Origin of the sequence: Algisphaera agarilytica, assembly GCF_014207595.1 — a bacterium.
Classification (GTDB): domain Bacteria; phylum Planctomycetota; class Phycisphaerae; order Phycisphaerales; family Phycisphaeraceae; genus Algisphaera; species Algisphaera agarilytica.
The window spans coordinates 2,276,446-2,297,833 of the sequence record NZ_JACHGY010000001.1 but is presented as its reverse complement, the minus strand read 5'-3'; the positions used below and the strand labels follow the sequence as shown (position 1 = coordinate 2,297,833).

19 protein-coding genes are annotated in these 21,388 nt (G+C 64.6%); 7 read left to right on the top strand and 12 right to left on the bottom strand.

The features are described 5' to 3' along the window. Positions 1–161: 161 nt before the first annotated feature. Complete coding sequence (locus HNQ40_RS09895; protein ID WP_221435469.1) at positions 162–611, top strand: RNA recognition motif domain-containing protein; 450 nt, start codon at positions 162–164, stop codon at positions 609–611. Between the two features lie 12 nt (positions 612–623). Here the strand turns inward: HNQ40_RS09895 and ribB are convergent, their stop codons facing one another. The 4 genes from ribB to HNQ40_RS09875 all read right to left on the bottom strand — a co-directional run bounded on the left by ribB (position 624) and on the right by HNQ40_RS09875 (position 4,473). Continuing rightward, a complete protein-coding gene (gene ribB / locus HNQ40_RS09890; RefSeq protein ID WP_184677679.1) occupies positions 624–1,820 on the bottom strand; it encodes a 3,4-dihydroxy-2-butanone-4-phosphate synthase in 1,197 nt (398 codons plus the stop codon). 85 nt (positions 1,821–1,905) lie between these two features. Then, positions 1,906–2,280, bottom strand: a complete 375-nt coding sequence (locus HNQ40_RS09885) for a GxxExxY protein (RefSeq protein WP_184677678.1) — start codon at positions 2,278–2,280, stop codon at positions 1,906–1,908. A 61-nt stretch (positions 2,281–2,341) separates the two neighbouring features. Further along, complete coding sequence (locus tag HNQ40_RS09880; RefSeq protein WP_184677677.1) at positions 2,342–3,592, bottom strand: M16 family metallopeptidase; 1,251 nt, start codon at positions 3,590–3,592, stop codon at positions 2,342–2,344. Between the two features lie 20 nt (positions 3,593–3,612). Then, positions 3,613–4,473, bottom strand: a complete 861-nt coding sequence (locus tag HNQ40_RS09875; protein ID WP_221435468.1) for a helix-turn-helix domain-containing protein — start codon at positions 4,471–4,473, stop codon at positions 3,613–3,615. A gap of 72 nt (positions 4,474–4,545) precedes the next feature. On the opposite strand from HNQ40_RS09875, the gene HNQ40_RS09870 reads away from it, so the two are divergent. The 3 genes from HNQ40_RS09870 to HNQ40_RS09860 all read left to right on the top strand — a co-directional run bounded on the left by HNQ40_RS09870 (position 4,546) and on the right by HNQ40_RS09860 (position 8,135). Next, positions 4,546–5,412, top strand: coding sequence for a phytanoyl-CoA dioxygenase family protein (locus HNQ40_RS09870; protein ID WP_184677675.1), 867 nt, complete (start codon positions 4,546–4,548; stop codon positions 5,410–5,412). A gap of 160 nt (positions 5,413–5,572) precedes the next feature. Further along, a complete protein-coding gene (locus tag HNQ40_RS09865) occupies positions 5,573–6,949 on the top strand; it encodes a DUF1961 family protein (RefSeq protein WP_184677674.1) in 1,377 nt (458 codons plus the stop codon). Further along, positions 6,942–8,135, top strand: coding sequence for a DUF2264 domain-containing protein (locus HNQ40_RS09860; RefSeq protein ID WP_184677673.1), 1,194 nt, complete (start codon positions 6,942–6,944; stop codon positions 8,133–8,135). The genes HNQ40_RS09865 and HNQ40_RS09860 overlap by 8 nt, the downstream gene beginning before the upstream one ends. Positions 8,136–8,240: 105 nt before the next feature. On the opposite strand, the gene trxA is transcribed toward HNQ40_RS09860, so the two are convergent. Continuing rightward, positions 8,241–8,573 carry a thioredoxin gene (gene trxA, locus HNQ40_RS09855; RefSeq protein ID WP_184677672.1) on the bottom strand — a complete coding sequence of 111 codons (333 nt, stop codon included), beginning with the start codon at positions 8,571–8,573 and terminating at the stop codon, positions 8,241–8,243. Positions 8,574–9,050: 477 nt separating this feature from the next. Here trxA and HNQ40_RS09850 point away from each other — a divergent pair, with 477 nt between their 5' ends. Then, positions 9,051–9,983, top strand: a complete 933-nt coding sequence (locus HNQ40_RS09850) for a PEP-CTERM sorting domain-containing protein (protein ID WP_184677671.1) — start codon at positions 9,051–9,053, stop codon at positions 9,981–9,983. A gap of 68 nt (positions 9,984–10,051) precedes the next feature. Here the strand turns inward: HNQ40_RS09850 and HNQ40_RS09845 are convergent, their stop codons facing one another. The 5 genes from HNQ40_RS09845 to rfbA form a co-directional block, all read right to left on the bottom strand. After that, complete coding sequence (locus HNQ40_RS09845; RefSeq protein WP_184677670.1) at positions 10,052–11,149, bottom strand: calcium-binding protein; 1,098 nt, start codon at positions 11,147–11,149, stop codon at positions 10,052–10,054. A 300-nt stretch (positions 11,150–11,449) separates the two neighbouring features. After that, on the bottom strand, positions 11,450–12,472 hold the full coding sequence (gene rfbB / locus HNQ40_RS09840) for a dTDP-glucose 4,6-dehydratase (protein WP_184677669.1): 1,023 nt from the start codon (positions 12,470–12,472) through the stop codon (positions 11,450–11,452). Positions 12,473–12,479: 7 nt separating this feature from the next. Continuing rightward, positions 12,480–13,337, bottom strand: a complete 858-nt coding sequence (gene rfbD, locus HNQ40_RS09835) for a dTDP-4-dehydrorhamnose reductase (protein ID WP_184677668.1) — start codon at positions 13,335–13,337, stop codon at positions 12,480–12,482. Then, on the bottom strand, positions 13,334–13,936 hold the full coding sequence (gene rfbC / locus HNQ40_RS09830; RefSeq protein ID WP_184677667.1) for a dTDP-4-dehydrorhamnose 3,5-epimerase: 603 nt from the start codon (positions 13,934–13,936) through the stop codon (positions 13,334–13,336). Before rfbC ends, rfbD begins: the two co-directional genes overlap by 4 nt. A gap of 79 nt (positions 13,937–14,015) precedes the next feature. Continuing rightward, positions 14,016–14,903, bottom strand: a complete 888-nt coding sequence (rfbA, locus tag HNQ40_RS09825) for a glucose-1-phosphate thymidylyltransferase RfbA (RefSeq protein ID WP_184677666.1) — start codon at positions 14,901–14,903, stop codon at positions 14,016–14,018. Positions 14,904–15,107: 204 nt separating this feature from the next. Here rfbA and HNQ40_RS09820 point away from each other — a divergent pair, with 204 nt between their 5' ends. Both HNQ40_RS09820 and HNQ40_RS09815 read left to right on the top strand, forming a co-directional pair. Further along, positions 15,108–17,597 (top strand): glycosyltransferase family 4 protein, encoded by a 2,490-nt coding sequence (locus HNQ40_RS09820; RefSeq protein ID WP_184677665.1) that lies wholly within the window; start codon positions 15,108–15,110, stop codon positions 17,595–17,597. Between the two features lie 246 nt (positions 17,598–17,843). After that, the gene (locus tag HNQ40_RS09815) at positions 17,844–19,265 is read left to right on the top strand and encodes a sensor domain-containing diguanylate cyclase (RefSeq protein WP_184677664.1); all 1,422 of its coding nucleotides are present in this window, start codon (positions 17,844–17,846) and stop codon (positions 19,263–19,265) included. 191 nt (positions 19,266–19,456) lie between these two features. On the opposite strand, the gene HNQ40_RS09810 is transcribed toward HNQ40_RS09815, so the two are convergent. Both HNQ40_RS09810 and HNQ40_RS09805 read right to left on the bottom strand, forming a co-directional pair. Continuing rightward, positions 19,457–20,191 carry a sugar transferase gene (locus HNQ40_RS09810; protein ID WP_184677663.1) on the bottom strand — a complete coding sequence of 245 codons (735 nt, stop codon included), beginning with the start codon at positions 20,189–20,191 and terminating at the stop codon, positions 19,457–19,459. A gap of 9 nt (positions 20,192–20,200) precedes the next feature. Continuing rightward, positions 20,201–21,382, bottom strand: a complete 1,182-nt coding sequence (locus HNQ40_RS09805; RefSeq protein ID WP_184677662.1) for a glycosyltransferase — start codon at positions 21,380–21,382, stop codon at positions 20,201–20,203. Between the last annotated feature and the right edge of the window lie 6 nt (positions 21,383–21,388).

Genomic DNA, 21,388 nt, shown 5'->3' with positions numbered 1-21,388 from the left:
TAAGGAAGTTAAGAATCGCGTCACGCTCGCCTGCAGCGTGCCGCTGGGGAATTTAGTTCAGCTTCAATCCCACAACCTAGGCCTTCTTCCACACCGACCCCCTTCACCCCGGGTCTGTGTGGGTATATGTGTTTGCGGGTGACTGATACAGGGTTTCAATCGTGACCAACATCTACGTCGGCAACCTACCCTATTCCGTTGAGGAAGAGGATTTGGTCGAGTACTTCAAGCAGTGGGGCCCCGTCGAGCGGGCGACGCTGGTCTTCGACCGCGAGACCGGCCGGCCCCGGGGGTTCGGCTTCGTCGAGATGGACGATGCCGAATCGGCCCAGAAAGCGATCGAAGAGGCGCACGGCAAGGAGTTCCAGGGCCGGCCCCTCACCGTCAACGAGGCCCGGCCTCGCGGCAGCGGCCGCGGCAACACCAGCGGCTACGCCACTCGGGGCAACAAGCCGCAAAACTTCAGCAGCCCCACGCCTCAGCCCCCGGCTCAGAACGGCTACAGCAACCAGTCGCCCACGCCGATGCCCCCGCGGGACACGCCACGCTCGAGCGACACCCCGTCTCAAAGCCCCGGCGGTGCGGGCTACTCGAATCAGGTCTACCAATAAGCCCGTCCCGCCTCATTCAGCGGGCAGGGGCACAAACTCGTCGATTGTCAGGCCGAAGCCCGACAGCGCCTGAGGCGTAAACGGGTGGTTGGTGATGAGACGCAGGTGCCTCACGCCGAGGTTCCGCAGCACCTGCGACCCGATGCCGTAGTCCATCGTGTTGCGGGGCGGGGAGACACCCGGGGTTTCCTGCGACTCGCCGAAGCGTGGGCCGTCCGCAGGCTCCGCCTCACCGGATCCGCCCAGCGGCACCGGCGTCTGCAAGCGTTTCAACAGCCCCTTGCCCATCCCTTCGTGCCGCAGATACACGACCGCGCCGCGGCCCGCGCCCTGGATCATCTTCATGGATTGGCGCAGCGTCTGATGCGACGGCTGCTGGGCGTCGCCGAATACGTCGCCAAGCAGGTTCTGGCTGTGCATCCGCACCAGCACCGGCTCGCCGCAATCGATCGGCTCATCCACCCCATCAAGCTGGGCGAGGTCGCCACAGACCAAAGCCACGTGAGGGAACGGGTCGACCACCGAACGGTAGGCCACCAGCGTCCAGTCGCCGAACTCGTTGGTGAACGGGATGGTGTCGATCCGCTCGACCAGCAGGTCGCGTTGCATGCGGTACTCGATCAGCTCGGCGACGGAGCAAGACTTGATGTCGTGCTTGGTGCAGAGCTCGTCGATCTGGGCCTGCCGGGCCATGGTGCCGTCGTCGTTCATGACCTCGATGCCCACGCCCACGGGGCGGAGCCCGGCGAGTCGGCAGAGGTCGGTGATGCCTTCGGTGTGCCCGGTGCGGACCAGGACGCCGCCGTCGCGGGCCCGGAGCGGTTGGATGTGGCCGGGCCGATCGAGGTCGGTGGGTAGGGTCTGCGGGTCGGCGAGGGTGCGGATGGTCTGGGCCCGCTCGCCCGCCGAAACGCCGGTGGTGATGCCGAAACGGGCGGTGGCGTCGACGGTGACGGTGTAGGCGGTGCCGCGCTGGGTGGTGTTGACCGCGGCCTGGGGCGGCAGGTCGAGCTTATCACACGTCGGCCCGTCGAGCGCGACAAACAGCATGCCCCGGCCCTCGGACAGCATGAAGTTGATCACCTCGGCGGTGCAGAACTCGGCGGCACACACGAGGTCGCCCTCGTTCTCGCGGTCTTCGTCGTCGGTGAGCACAACGATCTTGCCGTCACGCAGGTCTTGCAGGATGTCGGGGATAGGGTGGGTCATGGGAGATTCGTGGGTGGTCAGGAAGCCGATCCACCACGGAGGTTAGGAGGCACGGAGACACGGAGCAAGGCAGGTTGCCAGGGATTCAGAAGCGGACTCTGGCAAGGCCTTCTTTCAACACTCCAACTTCAAAGTTAATCACTAAGCCCAATGGAAGGTCTGTAGCCCTGAGGTAAGCCAAAACCTGGCGTTTGAACTGGTCTGCTCCGCGATGTGCCGCTTTGAGTTCTACCACGAGACGCCCGTCGATTAGCAGGTCGATTCGGCCTTGGCCGACAGGATGCCCCTTGTAATCCAGTGTCACCGGGACTTCTGATTCAAAAGGTATGCCTTGGAGTTTTAACTCGATCTCCAAAGCCCGGTGATAAGTAGCTTCGAGCGAACCCGGACCAAAATGGCGATGCACTTCAATTGCCGCACCAATCACCTTCTCAATGAGTTCTTCGATGTCGTCGCCCATGGCACCTTCCTCATCTCTTGCCTTCCTCCGTGTCTCCGTGCCTCCTCATCTCCGTGGTGGCTCAAACAGCCACCCCCGGGCCCAGGCGGAGCACGGTCTTGGGGGTGAAGGGGAAGTCGGCGAGGAGCTCATGGACGTCGTCGACCGTGACGGCCATGAGCTTGGCGAGTTCTTCATCCAGCGGGGTGTAAGCGCCCTGGTAGCTCCACTGCACGCCAAGTGCCTGCATCCGGCCTGCGGGGCGTTCGCCTTGCAGGGTCGCTTGGGTGGCGAGCTTGTTTTTGGTCCGCATGACTTCGTCTTCGGTGATGTCCTTGGCTTGGACCACCGCGTCGAGGACTTCCATCAGCCTGGTTTCGACCTGCTCGGCACGGGCGGGGTCGCAGCTGGCGTAGGCGAGGTAGGCGCCGGTGCCGTCCTGGGGCATGAAGCTGAAGTCGGCCTCGTCGGCGAGGCCGGGGTCGATGATCGACCAATACAGCCGTGACCCTTCGTGATCGCCCAATACATCGGCCAAGACCTTCGCGGCGTATCTGCGGTCGTCCTGAGCACTCGGCGCGGGGCAGAGCATGCCCAGGTAGTGTCGACTGAGCTTCTCGTCCGACACGCTGTCGGCCTTCTCCACCGGACATGGCTCGGCGTAGTCACGGACCGCGCCCGTCGCGGGCCAGTCGGTGCAGAGCTGCTCGACATCCGCGACCAACGCTTCGAAGTTCACCCGCCCCGCCGCGGCGACGACGATGTTGTCCGGGCTGTAGCGGTGTTCGAAGTACGCCCGCATCTGGTCGGCGGTAAGCGCCTTGATCGTGTCGGTCGTGCCCAGCACGCGGAAGCCCAGCGGGTGGTCGCCGCCCTGCTCGTTGCGGAAGTAGTCTTCGAGCAGCTTGTCCTGCAGCACCCACTCGGGGCGGTCGTCGTACATCCCGATCTCTTCGAGGATGACGTTCTTTTCCATGTCGAAGTCTTCGGTGCGCAGGGCCGGGCGGAGCATGTCGCCGATGAGGTCAGTTGCCCGCGGCAGAAACTCGGGCAGGACGTGGGCGTAGTACACGGTCTGTTCGTGGCTGGTGTAGGCGTTGTAGTTGGCGCCGAGCTCGTCGAACTCGCGGTTCACGTCCTCGGCGGTACGGCGGGCGGTGCCCTTGAACATCATGTGTTCGAGGAAGTGCGAGACGCCCATCACCTCGGGCGTCTCGTCGCGGGCCCCGGCCTTCACGAAGAAGCCGATCGCGGCGGTGTGGGCGTCGGGGTTGACCTCGGCGATGACGGTGAGCTGGTTGGCGAGGGTGTGTTGGCGGAATTGAATGGGCATGGGCGTAGTGTAGGTCTTCGTTAAGATCGGGGTTTCTGCCGGTATTGGGTGGGCGACTCGCCGACGAACTTCTTGAATTGGCGGGAGAAGAAAAACGCGTCGGAGTACTCCAGCGCCTCGGCGATCTGGGAGATGCTCATCGGCGTGGAGCGCAGCAGGTGGCGGGCGCGGTCCAGCCGGGCGTGGATCATGGCGGCCTGGGGCGAGCGGCCGGTCAGGCTGCGGAAGATGCGGCTGAAGTGGTCCGGGCTGTAGCCCGCGTCCTCGGCCAGGTCCGCGACGGTAAGTTGATGCCCGGGCTTTTCGTGGATCAGCGACAAGGCCCGTTGGACCGCGGTCCGGTGCTCGGCCATCTCATCGGACGCGTCATCGTTCCCGCTCGCAAGCGTGTGGTGATCCAGGTCGAGCAGCAACCCACGCAGCAAAGCACCGCTCACGCGATCGTCCGAGGCAGACTGCCCCTCGGGATGGAAGTACCGGCGCTCGCGCAGACGGCGAGACACCGCCTCGGCCATGCCCAAGTCCGCCACGCTCAGCACCCGCGGCGGCAAGGCGTCCCCGGGAAGACGCCGACCCTGTTGGTCCAGTAGATCAAAATGGATCGCGTCCACACACAGACGATCGTCGAGGTCCTGCCACGCTTCGTACGAACTGCCCGCACGGGCCACCAGCGCAACGCCCCGACGCAGCTCGAATTCCTCGCCGTCACAGCGCATCCACCCCCGCCCGCCCAGGATCAGCCAGAGGTCCAGGTCCTTGAGCTGACCCGACCACTCCGGCCCGATCGACCAGCCCGGCTCCGGGTAGGTCCGAAGGCATCGGTTAACCGCCCACACAACATTTGGATCGGACCAGTGCATATCGCTCGCGCTTCGCTCCATGGAAAAAACCAATAGCTAAGGGATAATACAACATCTTCCTGAATCTTCGCTTCAATCCAATCGGACCAGCACATGACCGCCAACCCCTACGAGACGCCCCAGATCGACGTGCATGCCCCGCAGGACTACCCCGAGGGGTTGTACGCCGCGACACGCACCGCGGAGTTGTTGCCGGACCTGTCGGCGGTGGACGAGGCCGCGCTACGCCGGTTCCACGAGACGGGTTATCTGGCTTTCGAGAAGGCGTTCGACGCCCAGACAATTGCCGACGCGGTAGCGGCAATCGACGACCTGACTCGGGGCCGCAATCCCGAGTTCAACGGCATCGCCTTCGAGTCCGCTGCGGGGGGCGTGGACCTGAACGAACTGGATGAACTCGCACGGGCCGAGCTGGTGCGCAAGCTCATGGCGTTCGCCCGGTTCGACGCCCGGCTGGACGCGGTGATGCGTGCCCCCGCGCTAATGGACTTGCTGCGGACACTGATCGGCGACGAGCCGACCTGCTTCCAGGAGATGGCCCTGCTCAAGCCGCCGGGCGGCGGACGGGAGAAACCGTGGCACCAGGACCACGCCTACTTCGACTACCCCGCAGGCACGCGCATCGCCGGGGTATGGATCGCGTTGGACGAGGCACGCCTGGACAACGGGTGCATGCACCTGGTCGAGTCGACGCACAAAGAAATCGTGCCCCACTTCAACCGGCGGGACTGGCAGATCTGTGACAGCCACGTCATGGGCCGGCCCACGGTTGCGGTGCCGCTGCCGCCGGGCGGGGCGTTGGTGTTCTCGGGGCTGTTGATGCACGGCACGCCCACCAACTTCAGCGAACACCGGCGGTGGGCGCTGCAGTTCCACTACACGGGCCAAAGCACACAGAAGTGTGACACCGAAACCCGCCTCGCGCTCTTCGGCAGCGAGGGCCGAGACGTGGAGTGCTAACCCAATCTTCTCGCGGGGCATGACGAATTGTTCGAACCCGTTCATTCAACTATCCATAAAACCTATGACCCAGCCTCTGTATCGTTACCGTTTTGGAGAAAACACCGAGGGGAGTCTGCCTCCCGCATTCCCGCGTGGCCCGGGACGGACGGTGACCCGGATGGGCCGGCCTGCCGTGGTCTTCGACCGCCTGCACAGCGGCTTCGCGCTGACCCGCAACACGCTTCAGGCAGACCGCGGCACCGCGGCGCTCTGGGTCTGCCCGCTCGACGACATCACCTCCCAGGCTCAGCACCCCCAGCACCGCGAGCACAACCCCGGCTACGACCACTACATCTTCCTCAGCGACCTCGAGCAGCCGATCGACGCACGGCCGGCCCAGTTCGCGCTCTACCTGCACACGTGGTGGCACCCCGTGTTCATGGCCAAGTGGGCCCGCGGCGATTACCAAAGCCTGTTCTGGTCGCACGACCGCGGCGCGATCGCCATCGCCAACCACATGCGGCTGCACCGCGACCGCTGGCAGCACCTCGCCTGCTCCTGGGACCGCACCCGCGGGCTCTACAAGATCTACGTCAACGGTGTGCTCGTCGGCACCGAAGACAAATCCTACGAAGGCGTCATCCCCAACCAACCCGCCGGGCCCGTCGCCTACGGCGGGGCGCCCCGAACCGCCTACGGCGAAGTGAGTTTTTACGATGACGTCCTCGCCGACGACCAGGTCCACGCCCTGGCCCACGACGGCTCGTACCCCCTCGATCCCGAGCTGTACCGTGAAACCAAGAAAGAACACGCCCACGGCGAACCGGCCGAGTTCACCCCGCCCGACCTCAACGCCGACGGCTGGTCATCTCAACTCGAACTCCCGCTGACCCGCGACGAAGACCTCCTGGCGTTCTACCACCAGGGCTGCAACAACGGCACTTCGGTTAGCGAAAACGGCCTACGGGTGACCACGCCCGAGTTGGGCAATTACTACGATGCGCCCAAGCCGCCGTGGGGTGATCAGACGCGGATGTACTTGTGGACCCGCCAGACCTTCGAGGGCGACCTCTACGTCACCTTCGAGTTCGAGCTCCACCGCCACGGTGGGCTGGCGCTACTCATGACCCAAGCCGCGGGCATGCACGGGGAAGACTTCATCCACACCTACCACCCCCGGGTCGATGGCTCGATGAGCATGGTCTGCTGGGAAGACGTGCGCAACTACCACTGGGAATACATGCGGGAGATGTGCGACATCCGCAACGACGTCGCCACCCACGCGATGCTCAAGAATCCGTGGTACAAGCCGATGTCGTACCTTGCGACGCAGGACCAGTGGGAGCTCGGCCGGACCTATCGCCTGCACTATCTGCAGCGCGGCAACCACATCCTCGGGGCGATCGACAACGTCAAAGTCATCGACGCGGTCGACACCTCCTGGGACAACAACGGCCCGGTGCTACGCAACGGCGCGGTTGCGCTGCGCTGCATGATGCGGACCGACATGACCTTCCGAAACCTGGCGATCTACAACCGGAGCGAAGATGCCTGAAACCGAGAACCACCCCGCCTGGACCGACCCCGCCGCGACGGGGCTGCAGCAACGCGAAGCCTGGATCGATCTGGTCGACCGGATCGCCACGCCGGTCTTCGAACACGCCGCCGCGGGACGGATCCCGGACGCGATGCCGATGCCGCCGGTCGCCGATCGTCGGCGTTACACAGGGCTCGAGGTGTTCAGCCGGACGCTGGCCGGGCTCGCTCCGTGGCTCGAAGCCCAGCCCGAAGACGTGCCCGAACGCGAAGCGGCAATACGCCAGCGCCTCATCGATCAGCTCTACGATGGCCTGGACCGCGGGACCCGCACCCCCGACCAAGGCGGCTGGAACTACAACGTCGGCGACCAGCCGTTGGTCGACGCCGCCCACCTCGCCCACGCCATGCTGCGGGCTCCCAAACTCCTGATCGACGGCCTGCCCGACGAGGTCCGCCAGCAACTGCGCGACCGGCTGCTCGAGACCCGCGTGATCCAGCCGCCGCTGATGAACTGGCTCCTCTTCGCCGCCATCATCGAGATCGCGCTCATCCGCCTCGGCGAAGCGCCCGACCCGATGCGTACCCGCCAGGCGATGGAATTCTTCGACCACTTCTACCTGGGTGACGGCTGGTATGCCGACGGCTTCCACCACACCTGGGATTACTACAACAGCTTCGTCATTCAGCCGATGCTCGTCGACGTCCTCGAGAACCTCGCCCCGCCGCTGCCGACCTGGGACGACTTCCGCGTGAAAGCGCAACAACGTATCGTCCGCGCCGCCGAGGTGGTCGAACGCATGATCTCGCCCGAGGGGACGTTCCCTCCGCTTGGCCGATCGATCTGCTACCGCTTCGGCGTCCTGCACCTCCCTGGGATGGTGGCGTTGCGTCACGAACTGCCCGACACCATCACCCCGGCTCAGCTCCGATGCGCTTCGACCGCGGTCATCGGCCGGTTTGCCTCCAGGCCCGGCCTGTTCACCGACGACGGCTGGCTCACCATCGGCTTCATCGGCCCCCAGCCCGATCTGCCCGAGCCCTACCTGACCCACGGCAGCATGTACCTGTGCACCATGGGCCTGCTCCCATTGGGGCTGCCACCGCAAGACCCGTTTTGGGCCGACCCACCGAAACCCTGGACCAGCCGTGCGATGTGGGACGGTCTGCCGGCCCCCCGCGACGAGGCACGATACGACCTGTAAGAACACGGAGCACTGTCCCGTTCGCAAAATAAAAGCAAGCCCGTGCTGAGGGGCACGGGCTTGCTGCTTTTTATGGTGGTTGTAATCAGACGGGGTATCCGTCGATCAGGCGGTGACGGCGTCGAGCTCAGCGCTGAACTCGGCCTTGGGGGTCACGCCGACGAACTTCTTGTGCACCTCGCCACCCTTGAACAGGATGATGGTGGGGATCGCGCTGATGCCATACTTGACCGAGGTCTCGCGGTTGGCGTCGGTATCGACCTTGCCGACCTTGACCTTGCCTTCGTACTCCTGGCTCAGCTCGTCGATCACCGGAGCGAGCATGCGGCAGGGCATGCACCACTCGGCCCAGAAGTCGACGAGGACGGGTTGATCAGAATTCACGACTTCGGCGTCGAAGTTCGCGTCAGTCAATTCGAGGACGGTTTCGCTTGCCATGGTTTAACTCCAAAACGGGTGATCGGCCTGAGAGTGTAGACGTGGGGCGTGTGGTATTCAAACCACGGCCGTGGTACCACCCCAGTCCCGGGTTTTTTTAAGGGCCACACACACGGTGGTCCCTCAAGACAAGCATCCAACTCAACCCCCGAAAAAATTGTTCCCACAACTTTTATGGCTTTCTCGGAATCGGCTCGCACCGGATCGGCGGGGAAGTTCAGATACGTCTGGCTCGAATCCAGGCTCCAACAGATGAAGCGTTTGGTCTTAAAATCGGTTTCCGAACGCCAAAAAACGAATTAACTAATATATTGTTAAATAATGATTTAATGCAAAAAAAGCGGATTGAGTTCAAAATCCGCAAATTAACCCAAGACACCGTTTGGAGTTGGCCGGGGATCGGGTAAATTAGAGGTCTAAGCCCGTTTACTGGGTCGCAAGCGAATCCTGAGCCTGGGTGGAGAAGGAAGTATTTACATGATGTATCTGTTTGAACGTCTCTCAGGGGCCCGCCCCATCGCGGCTGGCTTGCTGGCGACGGTGCTGGTCGGAACATCAGCCTCGGGCCTGATTGTCCAGCCCAGCGGCTCGACCCTGCCCGCCGACATCCCCCTCGACGCCGTCGGCACCTGGGGCAACAACGCCGCCGCGATCGCGGTCGCCTCCGGCTGGGTCCTGACCACCCGCCACCAAGACTCCACCACCAACCCGCCCGACCGCACCGTCGTGATCGACGGCATGAGCTACACCGCCGATGTCGACAACCAGATCCTGTTCGACTCGGGCGGCACTACCGTGGACCTCCGCCTCGTGCCCCTGGTGGACGGCTCGGGCAACCCCGCCGAGCTAACCTCGTTCGTCGAGGTCTACGACGGCAACATCAGCGCCCTGGGCTCGACCGTCACCGCCATCACCGGGTTCGGCCCGACGATCGGCGCCACCGACACCGACGGCTTCGACTGGGCCGGCACGCTGGACAACGGCAACGCGCTCAACGCCGGGCAGAACCGCATCAACGGGTTCGACACGATCGACACCGGCACCTTCTCGGGCATGAGTGTCCTGGTCGCCGACTTCGACGAGGCCGGCACCCCGGGCCTCAACGGCGCGGTGGAGTTTGAATCCACCGTGAGCATCGGCGACTCGGGCGGCGGCTGGTTCATCAACGACGGCGGCACCTGGAAACTCACCGGGCTCACCCACGCCGTGGCCCTCGACGGCGACGACGACCAGAACGCCGGAACCACCAACGACGACTTCGACGCCCAGGCCTTCTTCGGCCAGACCCTCTTCGCCGTTGACCTCCGCGACTACGCCACCACCATCAACGCCATCCCCGAGCCCACCTCGCTGGCGCTGCTGGGGGCCGGTGGCCTCTTGGCGATGACCCGCCGTCGCAAGCAAAGCTGAACCGCCAAACAGAACGGCCCACCCCTAGCATGGAGGTGGGCCGCTGTCTTTCTTAACGGACTCCAGGGTCACAACACCCAGTAGTCGCCGTCCCATCCGCGGTCGGGGGCTTCGTCGTCGCCTTCGCCGCCGATCATGGTGTCGTAGCCCCACTGGCCGTACATCCGGTCGTTGCCGTTGCCGCCGATGAGGGTGTCGTTGCCCAGGCCGCCGACCAGCGAGTCGTTGCCGTTGCCACCAATGATGGTGTCGTTGCCCGAGTCGCCCCAGATGTGGTCGTTGGCGTTGCCGCCGATGATGTAGTCGTTGCCCGCGCCGCCCCAGATGCGGGCGGTGAGGTTGCCGTAGCCCGCCTCGATGTGGTCGTTGCCCGCGTTGCCGTAGAGCCAGTTGAACCCCGCATTGCCGCGGATGAAGTCGTTACCGCTGCCGCCCTTGGCGGCCTCGATGTCGTTGTGCAGGCGGTGCTTCTTGGCACCCCAGCGGTCGCCGCTGTTGCGCGAGCCGTTGAGGTCGATGCGGACGTCGGTGGTCCAGGCGGAGTAGTCGGCCATGTCCCGGCCGTCGCCGCCGCGGAACTCGAACGCCCCGCGTTTCACGACCGCGGTGTCGTTGCCGGCGTCGCCCTTGGCGTAGGTCCCGCCGTAATCGCTGCCGATCATGCGGTCGTTGCCGGCGCCGCCGTACATGTAGGTCATCGAGAAGGTCGAGCGGGTTTGGTTGATCAGCGTGTCGTTGCCCCCCTCGCCGTACAGGTACGTCAGGCCCGCACGCGCAACGAGCGTGTCGTTCTCGGCCAGACCGGAGCCCCCCGCATCCCCGTTGCCAACGATCCTGGTGATGCCCGCCCCGCCGAAGAGATAGTCCGCCCCGCGTCCGCCTTCGATGGTGGCGCGTTTGACGATATCCGTGCCGATCGACAGGGTGTCGTCGCCTGCCCCGCCGTACATGAGGATCTCGCCGACGCGGCTGGAGGCGACGGAGTAGATCGGCCGGTAGCCGCTGCCCCAGCGGTACTCGGAGACCTCCAGGGTCGCGCCGCGGTCGGCCGTGGTGACGGAAATCCCGTTGTTGCCGGAATCGCCGGTGACATACAGGGTGCTCCCGGAGAGGAACGCGCTGGCGCTCATCAGCTCACGGGCTTCGAGGGGTTCAAACGTGCTCATGGTGGTCCTCACGGATCGCGGGTTTCGGGGTCGTTAGGCCGGGAACACTTCCCTTGGCCAACACCGTTACGCCGCGGGCCCGGGGGACCTGCGCCATGGGTGAGATTTTCTGTCGGTTGGCTCAGAACGTTTACGAGAAGCCATGCCTTGGTCCCCTCTCCCTCCGGGAGAGGGTTAGGGTGAGGGCGGCTGAAACGCTCTGTCGCTTGGGGCTGCGTAGATGATGCGGGGCTCGCGTTCCCTCACACCAGCCCTCTCCCGGAGGGAGAGGGAGTAAAGCCGGGTTTCTCGCAGACGTACTCAGCCGCCGTACTGCTTGGCGTAGTACTCGCGGTAGGCACCGCTCTTGACGTTGCGCCACCACGATTCGTTGTCAACGTACCACTTCACCGTGGCTTCGAGGGCCTGGGGCCAGGCGCTGCGGGTGGGCTCCCAGCCGAGCTGGGTCTTGAGCTTGGTGGCGTCGATCGCGTAGCGGCGGTCGTGGCCGAGGCGGTCGGTGACGCGTTCGATCATCTCTTCGCCCTTGCCCATGATCTCGAGGATCGAGTGGGTGAGCTCGAGGTTGTTGCGTTCGTTGTTGCCGCCGATGCAGTAGCGCTCGCCCGCTTTGCCTTTTTCGAGCACGGTCATGACCGCTTCGTTGTGGTCTTCGACGTGCAGCCAGTCGCGGACGTTTTGGCCGTCGCCGTAGAGCGGGACCTTTTTGCCTTCGATGAGGTTGGTGACAAACAGCGGGATGACCTTCTCGGGGAATTGGTAGGCGCCGAAGTTGTTCGAGCAGTTGGTGATCCGCACGTCCATGCCGAAGGTGTGGTGGTAGGCCATCGCGACCAGGTCGCTGCCCGCCTTGCTGGACGAGTACGGCGAGCTGGGGGCGAAGGGCGTGTCTTCGTGGAACTTCAGGTCCTTGTCGTCGAGCGGCAGGTCGCCGAAGACCTCATCCGTACTGACATGGATGAAGGTCTTCGTGTTGTCGGGGTCGCTCTTGCGCAGGGCGTCGAGCAGGGTCTGCGTGCCGAGCACGTTGGTCTCGACGAACGGGCGGGCGTCGATGATCGAGCGGTCGACGTGCGACTCGGCGGCCATGTGTACGACCGCGTCCACCCGTTGCATCAGCTCGGACATGAGCTCCATGTCGAGGATGTTGCCGTGGACGAACTCGTAGTTCGGATGGTCTTCGACGTCGGCCAGGTTCTCGGGGTTGCCCGAGTAGGTCAGCGCGTCGACGTTGAGGATCTCGTACTCGGGGTGGTCACGCAGGACCACACGCACGAAGTTGGAGCCGATGAATCCGGAACCGCCGGTCAGTAGAAGTTTCATAACGTCCTCAATCGATCTGGCTCAGCACCTGAGCCAAGTTGGTTTTCCAATCGGTCATCTTGCCCGCCGCCGCTTCGGTGCGGGACAAATCCATCACGCTGTACGCCGGGCGTTTCGCGGGACGGGGGAACTGGTCGGTGGTGCACGGCTGGATGTCGCAGTCGTGGCCCGCCTGGCGGGCGATCTCCTGGGTGAACTCGAACCAGGTGCACTCGCCGCCGTCGGTCACGTGGTACACCCCGTCGTTCGCCGCGAGCAGGGTCTTGCTCACCGCGGCGAGGTGCTGCGAACTCGTCGGCCGGCCGCGCTGATCGTTTACGACACTCAGCGTGTCCTTCTCGTCGGTCAGGCGGAGCATCGTGCGGACGAAGTTGTTGCCCCACGGGGCGTAGAGCCAGCTCGTGCGGATCGTGCGGTGCGAACAGCCGCTGTCGGCGATGGCTTTTTCGCCCGCCGCCTTGCTCCGGCCGTAGGCGCTGACCGGGGCGATCGGCGCATCGGTCGGGTACGGCGAATCGGCGTCGCCCGCAAACACATAGTCGGTCGAGTAGTGCACCAGCGTCGCGCCGATCGCGGCGCAGCGCTCGGCCAGTCGGCCGACGCCCTCGCCGTTGATGCGGGTGGCTTCGTCTTCGTGCTCTTCGCAGCCGTCGACGTTGGTGTACGCCGCGCAGTTCACGACGTAGCGCACCCCCTCGGGGATCTTCGCCGCGACGGCATCGGGGTCGGTGATGTCGAGCTGGACACGGTCGAACGCGAGGTAGTCGCGCTGCTCAGCTTCGAGCAGTTCGCGCCACGCCCGCCCGAGCATGCCGTTGGCACCCACGATCACGTACACCGGGATGAAAGCGTGGTCGTCGCTCAAGCGTTCACCTCAGCAGCCGCCACGACGCCATCGGTCGCGGGGTCGTACACAAACGGGCTGTCGAGCTCGGCGAGCAACGGCAGCTTCACGTCCTTGTCCGAAAGGATCGCGGCGTCCTCGGCGGTCTGCCAATCGATGCCCAGGGCCGGGTCTTTCCAGAGGATGCCCGCGTCGCACTGCGGGGCGTAGACGTCGGTGACCTTGTACATCACCATCGTGTCGGGCGCGAGGGTGGCGAAGCCGTGGGCGAAGCCCTTGGGCACGAGCAGCTGGTCGCCGTTCTCGGCACTGAGCACCGCGGTGACGTGCTGGCCGAAAGTCGGCGAACCCTTGCGGATGTCCACCGCGACGTCGAGCAACACGCCCTGCACACAACGCACCAGCTTGTCCTGGGCGTGCGGCGGCGACTGGAAGTGCAGGCCGCGCACGGTGCCCTGCTCGGCACTGAGCGACTCGTTGTCTTGCACAAACGTCAGATCGATCCCGCCGTCCAGCAGCTTGGGCAGCGAATAGACTTCCGCGAAGTAACCACGGTGATCGCCAAACCGCTTGGGGCGGAGCAGCTTCACGGCCGGGATGTCGGTGGGGATAATTTCCATTATCAGTGATGAGTGACGAGTGAGTAGTGATGAGTAATTGATTTCAAACTCGTCACTGTTCACTCGTCACTCGTAACTCCTATAGCCACGGCTCCACGTGGTCGTCTTTCAACAGGTCAAAGAGGTACTGGCCGTAGCCGTTGTTCTTCATGGTCTGGGCGATGGACTCGAGCTTGGCGTCGTCGATGAAGTTCTGCCGCCAGGCAATCTCTTCGGGGCAGCCGATCATCATGCCCTGGCGTTCTTCGATGGCTTCGACGAACGTGCCGGCCTGCAGCAGCGACTCGTGGGTGCCCGCGTCGAGCCAGGCGGTGCCGCGCGACCAGAGCTTCACGTAGAGCTTGCCCTTGTCCATGTAGACGCGGTTGAGGTCGGTGATCTCGAGCTCGCCGCGGGCCGAGGGCTTGATGTTCTCGGCGATGGCGGTGACGTCTTTGTCGTAGAAGTACAGGCCGGGCACGGCGAAGTGGCTCTTGGGCTTTTCGGGCTTCTCTTCGAGGGAGATGACCTTGCCTTCTTCGTCGAACTCGACGACGCCGTAGCGCTCGGGGTCGCGGACGGGGTAGCCGAAGACGGTGGCGCCGTCGGTGACCTGGGCCGCGTCGCGGATCTGCTGCCGCAGACCGCTGCCGTAGAAGATGTTGTCACCCAGGCAGAGGCAGCAGGGCTCGCCGTTGATGAAGTCTTTGTCGAGCAGGAACGCCTGGGCCAGGCCCTTGGGCTCGGGCTGTTCGACGTAGCTGAACTCCATGCCCCACTGGCTGCCGTCTTTGAGCAGGCGTCTGAAGTGGGGCAGGTCGTTGGGCGTGGAGATGATCAGCACTTCCCGGATGCCCGCGAGCATGAGCACGGACAGGGGGTAGTAGACCATCGGCTTGTTGTAGACCGGAAGCAGCTGCTTGCTGATCGCCTGGGTCAGCGGGTACAGCCGGGTGCCGTGTCCACCGGCGAGGATGATGCCCTTCATCGTGTAACTCTTTTCCTGATCGAGGCCCTGATCGAGTGGGCGATGGGTCGTGTCTTGGATCGGCCAAGCCGACGCAGTTTAACGCGCGGGCCTACTCCTTATGGGTTAGGATCGGATGAATCCCCCGGCCGATCCAGAACGATTTTTGGCGAGCAAGGAGCGATAACCTATATTGGTCGGGATCAAATATTTTGGGAGCCCCGCATGAGCAGCAATCCGCCCGCATCCAGGAATTCCGGCCGATCGGGCTGGGGCAACCTCAACAACATCTCGCTCATCGGCAACTACCTGCCCCGCCGCTGCGGCATCGCCACCTTCACCTCCGACCTCGCCGACGCTCTGGCCACCGCCGCTCCGGACGTGGGCGTGCATACCGTCGCGATGAACGACCGGGCCGAGGGTTATCGGTACCCCAGCCGGGTGTGGTTCGAGATCAACCAGAACCGCATGGGCGAGTACAAGGTCGCCTCGGACTTCCTGAACATGGGCGGCGTCGACGTCGTCAGCCTCCAGCACGAGTTCGGCATCTTCGGCGGCAAGGCGGGCAGCAACCTCTACGACCTGCTGCGTCGGCTCCGCATGCCCGTGGTCGCCACGCTCCATACCGTCCTCAAAGACCCCAAGCCCGAGTACCGCGACAGCTTCAACGAGCTCGCCAAGCACTGCGACCGCTTCGTGGTCATGGCCGACCGCGCCTACGAATTCCTCACCGATATCTACGGCATCGAGGAATCCCGCATCCGCCTGATCCACCACGGCATCCCCGATGTGCCGTTCGTCGACCCGGCGTTCTACAAAGACCAGTTCGGCGTCGAGGGCAAAAAAGTCATCTTTACCTTCGGCCTGCTCGGCCCGTCCAAGGGCCTGGAGAACATGGTCGAGGCAATGCCCGCGATCGTCGCCAAGCACCCGGATGCGGTGTACGTCGTGCTCGGCGCGACCCACCCCGGCGTCCTGGCCCACTCGGGCGAGGAATACCGCCTCGGCCTGCAACGCCGAGCGAAAGAGCTGGGCGTGGCCGACAACATCCTGTGGTTCAACAAGTTCGTCGAGCTCGAAGAACTCGTCGAGTTCCTCGGCAGCGCCGATGTCTACGTCACGCCCTACGAAAACGAAGCCCAGATCACCTCCGGCACGCTCGCCTACGCGCTGGGCACGGGCAAGGCCACCGTGGCGACGCCGTACTGGTACGCCCAGGAGATGCTCGCCGACGGACGCGGCCGACTCGTGCCGTTCAAAGACACCAAGGCGATGTCGGACGCGATCATCGATCTCTTCGACAACGAAGTCGACCGCCACGCGATGCGTAAGCGGGCCTATCAGTTCACCCGCGACATGCGTTGGTCCACGATCGCCGGGCAGTACCTCGACCTGTTCGAAGAGGTCCGCGAAGAGCGTAACCAGAAGCCCAAACCCGTCAGCAGCAAGTCGGCCAAGCTCCGCCAGACCCCCGAGTTACAGGAGATCAAGCTCGACCACCTGCACATGATGACCGACGACTGCGGCATCCTCAGCCACGCGAAAAACACCGTTCCCGACCGGGCCGCGGGGTACACCGTGTCCAACAACGCCCGGGCGCTGGTCGCCGTGCTGGTGGCTCAGGACCACATGAACTCGCCCGCCAAGGAGGCGAAGAAGCTCGACGAGGCCGCCTGCCGGTACCTCGCCTTCCTCGAGCACGCCTTCGACGAAGACCACGGCCGATTCCGCGTCCGCATGAACTTCGACCGCACCTGGGAGCAGCGCAGCTTCTCCGAAGACGCCCACGGCCAGGCCATCCGTGCCCTGGGTGAAACCGTGGCCCGTTCACAAGTCCGCGGCCACCTCACCCTCGCCGCCAGCCTGTTCCACCGCGCGTTGCCCGCGTGTGAATCCTTCGAACACGTCCACGGCTGGGCGTATTCGCTGATCGGCATCCACGCCTACCTCCGCAAGTTCTCCGGCGACAGCTCGGCCCGCCGCGTCCGCGAAGCCCTGGCCCACAAGCTCTTCGACGCCTTCAAGCAAAACGGCAGCGACGACTGGCCCTGGCCCACCGACACGATCACCTACACCGCTTCCCGCCTGCCCCACGCGCTTTTGCTGTCCGGCCGCTGGATGTTCAACAACGAGATGATCCAGCAGGCGCTGCGCTCGCTCGAATGGCTCCACGACGTGCAGTACACCGGCAAGGACGAGCAGTTCGCCCCCGTCGGCAGCCTCGGCTGGTACCCGCGCGGCGGCGAGAAAGCGCGATTCAACCAGACGCCCGCCGAGGCCTCGGGCACCATCGACGCCAACCTCGAAGCCTACCGCGTCACCAACGACCGCAAGTGGCTCGACAGCGCTTACAAATGCCTGAACTGGTTCCTCGGCGATAACGACCTGCGCACCCCCCTCTACGACAACACCACCGGCGGATGCTGCAACGCCCTGCTCGCCCAAGGCGTCGACGAGAACCAGGGCGCTCAGGCCACCGTGTCCTGGCTGCTTTCGCTCCTGTCGCTCTACGAACACAACCTCGACCTCGACAACGAGCAGGCCTCGGCCCTCTCGCCGACCTCGACCGAGACCGGCGAAGGGAAGCCCGCCGACCCCACGACCCCGGGCAAAAAGTCAGACGCGGCCGAAGCGACCCGCACCCCGCCCAAACCGACGATCACCAAGAACCTCGCCCCGCCCGCGCCCAATAACCCGTCGACCAGCTCGGCCTGATCGTGGCGTAAGTTGTGCGGCCGATAATCCTTCAAACGAAGCAGAACCACCTGCTTAAGCGGTGGTTTTCCCCTAGTCGGTTCCCGTCAAGCAGAAGGCCGATCGGGCCGATGTCATTTTCGTCGTAGTCGGTTTATTTATGTGACCACAGTTGGCCGCCTCGGGGGCCTGACACGAAGGGCTGGGATGGGACGGCTGGATCGCTCTTTATTGGAAAAGGTACTCGCCTCTCCGCGACTGCCGAGCTTGCCACGCATCGCCATGCAGGTGGTCGAGCTCTGCCGCGACGAAGAGACGACGGTTAACCAATTGGCCCACCTCATCAGCCAGGACCCCTCGCTGGTCATGAAGCTGCTGCAGACGGTCAACTCCTCGGGCTTCGGCGCGGGGCGGTCGATCACGACCGTCGAAGCGGCGGCAAAGATGATGGGGCTGCGTTCCATCCAGACGCTGTCGCTGGCGTTCTGCCTGTCGAACGCGATGACCGACCAGTGCGGCGACGTCTTTGACATGGACGCCTACTGGCGACGCTGCGTCTACGCCGCGTCGGCCGCGCAGGAAACCGCCAAGCTCACCGGCTGCTGCGACCCGCAGGAAGCCTTCACCGCCGGGCTGCTCGAAGACATCGGCGTCCTGGCGATGGCGATGACCATCGGCGGGCCGTACATGCAGATCTCCAAAGTCGCGGGCAAGAACCACTCGGCCCTCGACCGCCTCGAACGCAAACAGCTCCAGGTCTCCCACGCCGTGGTCGGCGCGATGCTGGCCCAGAACTGGAAGCTCGGCCCGATGATCGTCAACTCACTGCGCTACCACCACGAACCCGAGAACGCCCCGGCCGAGTGGCGGAACCACGTGTGGTGTGCCGCGGTCGGATCGATCGGGGCCGATGTGCTGCTGCCCGACCAGGTCGCCATGGCCGCGACCGCGAAGTGGTTCGAGGCGATGAAGACCGCCTTCGGCCTGGACCGCGACAAAGCCAACCTCGTGCTCACCGCCGCCGACGCTCACGGCCGCGCGATCGCCGGCAACTTCAACCTCTCGCCCACCCCCAAACGCGACGTCGCCCAGATCCTCACCGACGCCAACGCTCGCCTACTCGAACTGGCCATGGCCAACGAAGCCAACGCCCGCCAACTCGAATCCGAGAAACAGGCCCTGCACCTCCAGGCCACCCGCGACAAACTCACCGGCCTGCCCAACCGCCACGCCTTCGACACCTTCCTCGACGAACAACTCGCCATGAACGCGCCGTTCTCGATGATCCTCATCGACCTGGACAAGTTCAAAGGCGTCAACGACACCTTCGGCCACGTCGCGGGTGACCGCGTCCTGGAATCGCAGGGCAAGCTCATGACCTCGATCGTCCCCGAAGACGCGCTGGCCGCACGCTACGGCGGCGAAGAGTTTGCCGTCATCCTGCCCAACACCGACGTCATCGACGCCGCCCGGCTCGCCGAGAAGATCCGCACCGCCCGCGCCGCCCAGGCCGTGGACATCGACGCCGAGGCCCCACTGAACGTGACGCTTTCGGCGGGCATCGCCGGACGCAACCCCGGCGACCCCGCCACCGCCGCCGAGTTCATCCACCTCGCCGACCGCGCCCTCTACGCCGCCAAAGAATCGGGCCGCAACACCATCCGCATGACCCGCCCCGCCGCCGCGTAAGCCTTTCCACATTTTTTTCGGAGCACGAAGCGTAAGCGAGTGACCCTGTTGCACTCGCTGACGCTTCGTGCTCGGAATGCGCTTGGCAGTAGGCAGTAGGCAGTAGGCAGTAGGCAGTAGGCAAACGACAATAAACGCCCGCGCGCCATCGCTTGCGTCCGCCCTACTGCCTACTGCCTACTCCCTGCCGCCTAATAAGCTCCCCGCCCGGACCAAACCGCCCGCAGCGTGCGACGCATAATCCCCAACTCCATCCGCCACGACCGCGACCGCACGTACTGACGATCCAGCGCGATCCGTTGGCCGTACGCCAATTCGTTCCGGCCGGACACCTGCCACAACCCCGTTAAGCCGGGGCGGACTTTGCCGTAAGTCGAAAAGCCTCGGCCGTAGCGTTCGCGTTCTTCCAACTGGATCGGGCGTGGGCCAACCAGCGACATGTCGCCGCGCAGCACATTGAACAACTGCGGCAGCTCGTCCAGCGACGACCGTCGCAGCCAGGCACCCAACCGAGTCAGGCGCGGGTCGCGCCGCAGCTTGGCATGGGTGTCCCACTCGGCCGATCGGTTTTCGCACGCCGCCAACAACTCGGGCAGCGCTTCGTCCGCGTCGCCCACCATCGACCGAAGTTTCCACAGCGTGAACACCTGGCCGTCACGCCCGTAGCGTTGCTGCCGAAAACAAGCCGGGCCCGGCGAGTCCAGACGCACCGCGAGCATCAACAACCCCAGCACCGGCAGCCAGATCGGCATCGCCAGCACCACCGCCATCACGTCAAACGCGCGCTTGCCCCAGGGCTCCGCCGACGTGGACGCCGCCTGACCGGGCCGTGAACGCGAAAGAAACGCCGCAGCGCTGCTTGATCGCGTCACCACCTCCGGCCGAACCGGGAGGTCTCGAACTTGCGTCGTTGTCGCCTGGGTCAACCCTGATCCTTACTGCTCGATGAATCGCTGCCAAGCCCCGGAGACCCAGTCCTGAATCTGACGCTCAAACCGCGGGACCGCGAAACGCTGGGCGGAGCATTGTAACTCACCCGGCCCGGCCGTCACCCCTTGGTTTTCAAACTTCTGGACCGCTTCGGTCACCGCCTCGGGCGTCGGCTCATCGAAAAACACGCCCGTCACCCCGTCTTCCACCGTTTCGGTCAACCCGCCCCGCCGCAGCGCGATCACCGGCGCCCCCGCCGCCATCGCCTCGACCGGCACCATGCCGAAGTCTTCTTCCCCGGCAAACAACAGCGCACGGCAGCGTTCCAGCCGGTCCGCAAACGCGGCTTCCTTGAGTTCGCCGACGAATTCGATGCGGGGAGACTCGGCCAGCGCGCCGCGTTGTTCCAATTCTTCGCGTTGGAAACGCCGCCGCCTCGTCATGAAATAGCCGTGGTTTCGCTTGCCCGCCAAGACCTCCAACTTCTTCCGATCCGATCCGTCGCCGACGACGACCAAACGCTTTCCGGTCCGCATAAACGACTCCAACACGACGTCGACGTTCTTGTACTTCACCAGCCGACCCGCAACGAGATAGAAATCTTCGCGGTCCCGGTCCGCTCGGAAACGTGCCGTGTCCACCGGCGGGTAGATCACTGTCGCGTCTCGTCGGTACGTCTTGCGGATGCGGGCCGCGACGTGCTTCGAGTTGGCGGCGAACTCATCGACGCGTTGGCCCGCCAGCGCATCCCACTGGCGGAAGCGGTGCATCACCGCCCGCTTGATCGGCGAAAACTTGTGGGGCGGGACGTGGTCGTGGTACAGGTCCCAGGCGTATCTTGCCGGGGAATGGGTGTAGCAGAGGTGGAGTTGGTCGGCCCGCGTCAGCACGCCATGCGCCGCGGCGTGGTGCGACGAGATCACCACATCGAACCCCCGCAGGTCGTGCTGCTCGACAGCGTAGGGCATGAACGGCAAAAGGATCCGGTGCCGATTCCGCAGCCAAGGCAGCCGGTCCAGCACACTCGTGCGGATGTCACGGCCCTCCAGCGCGGTGCCACGGGTCGCGCTCGGGTGGTGGATGAGCACGAAGATCGGTGCGTCGGGGTACAGCCGGGCGAGCGACTCGAGCACGCGCTCGCTGCCGTGAAACCCCGTGATCGATTCGTGAACCAGCGCTACTCGCATCGTCCA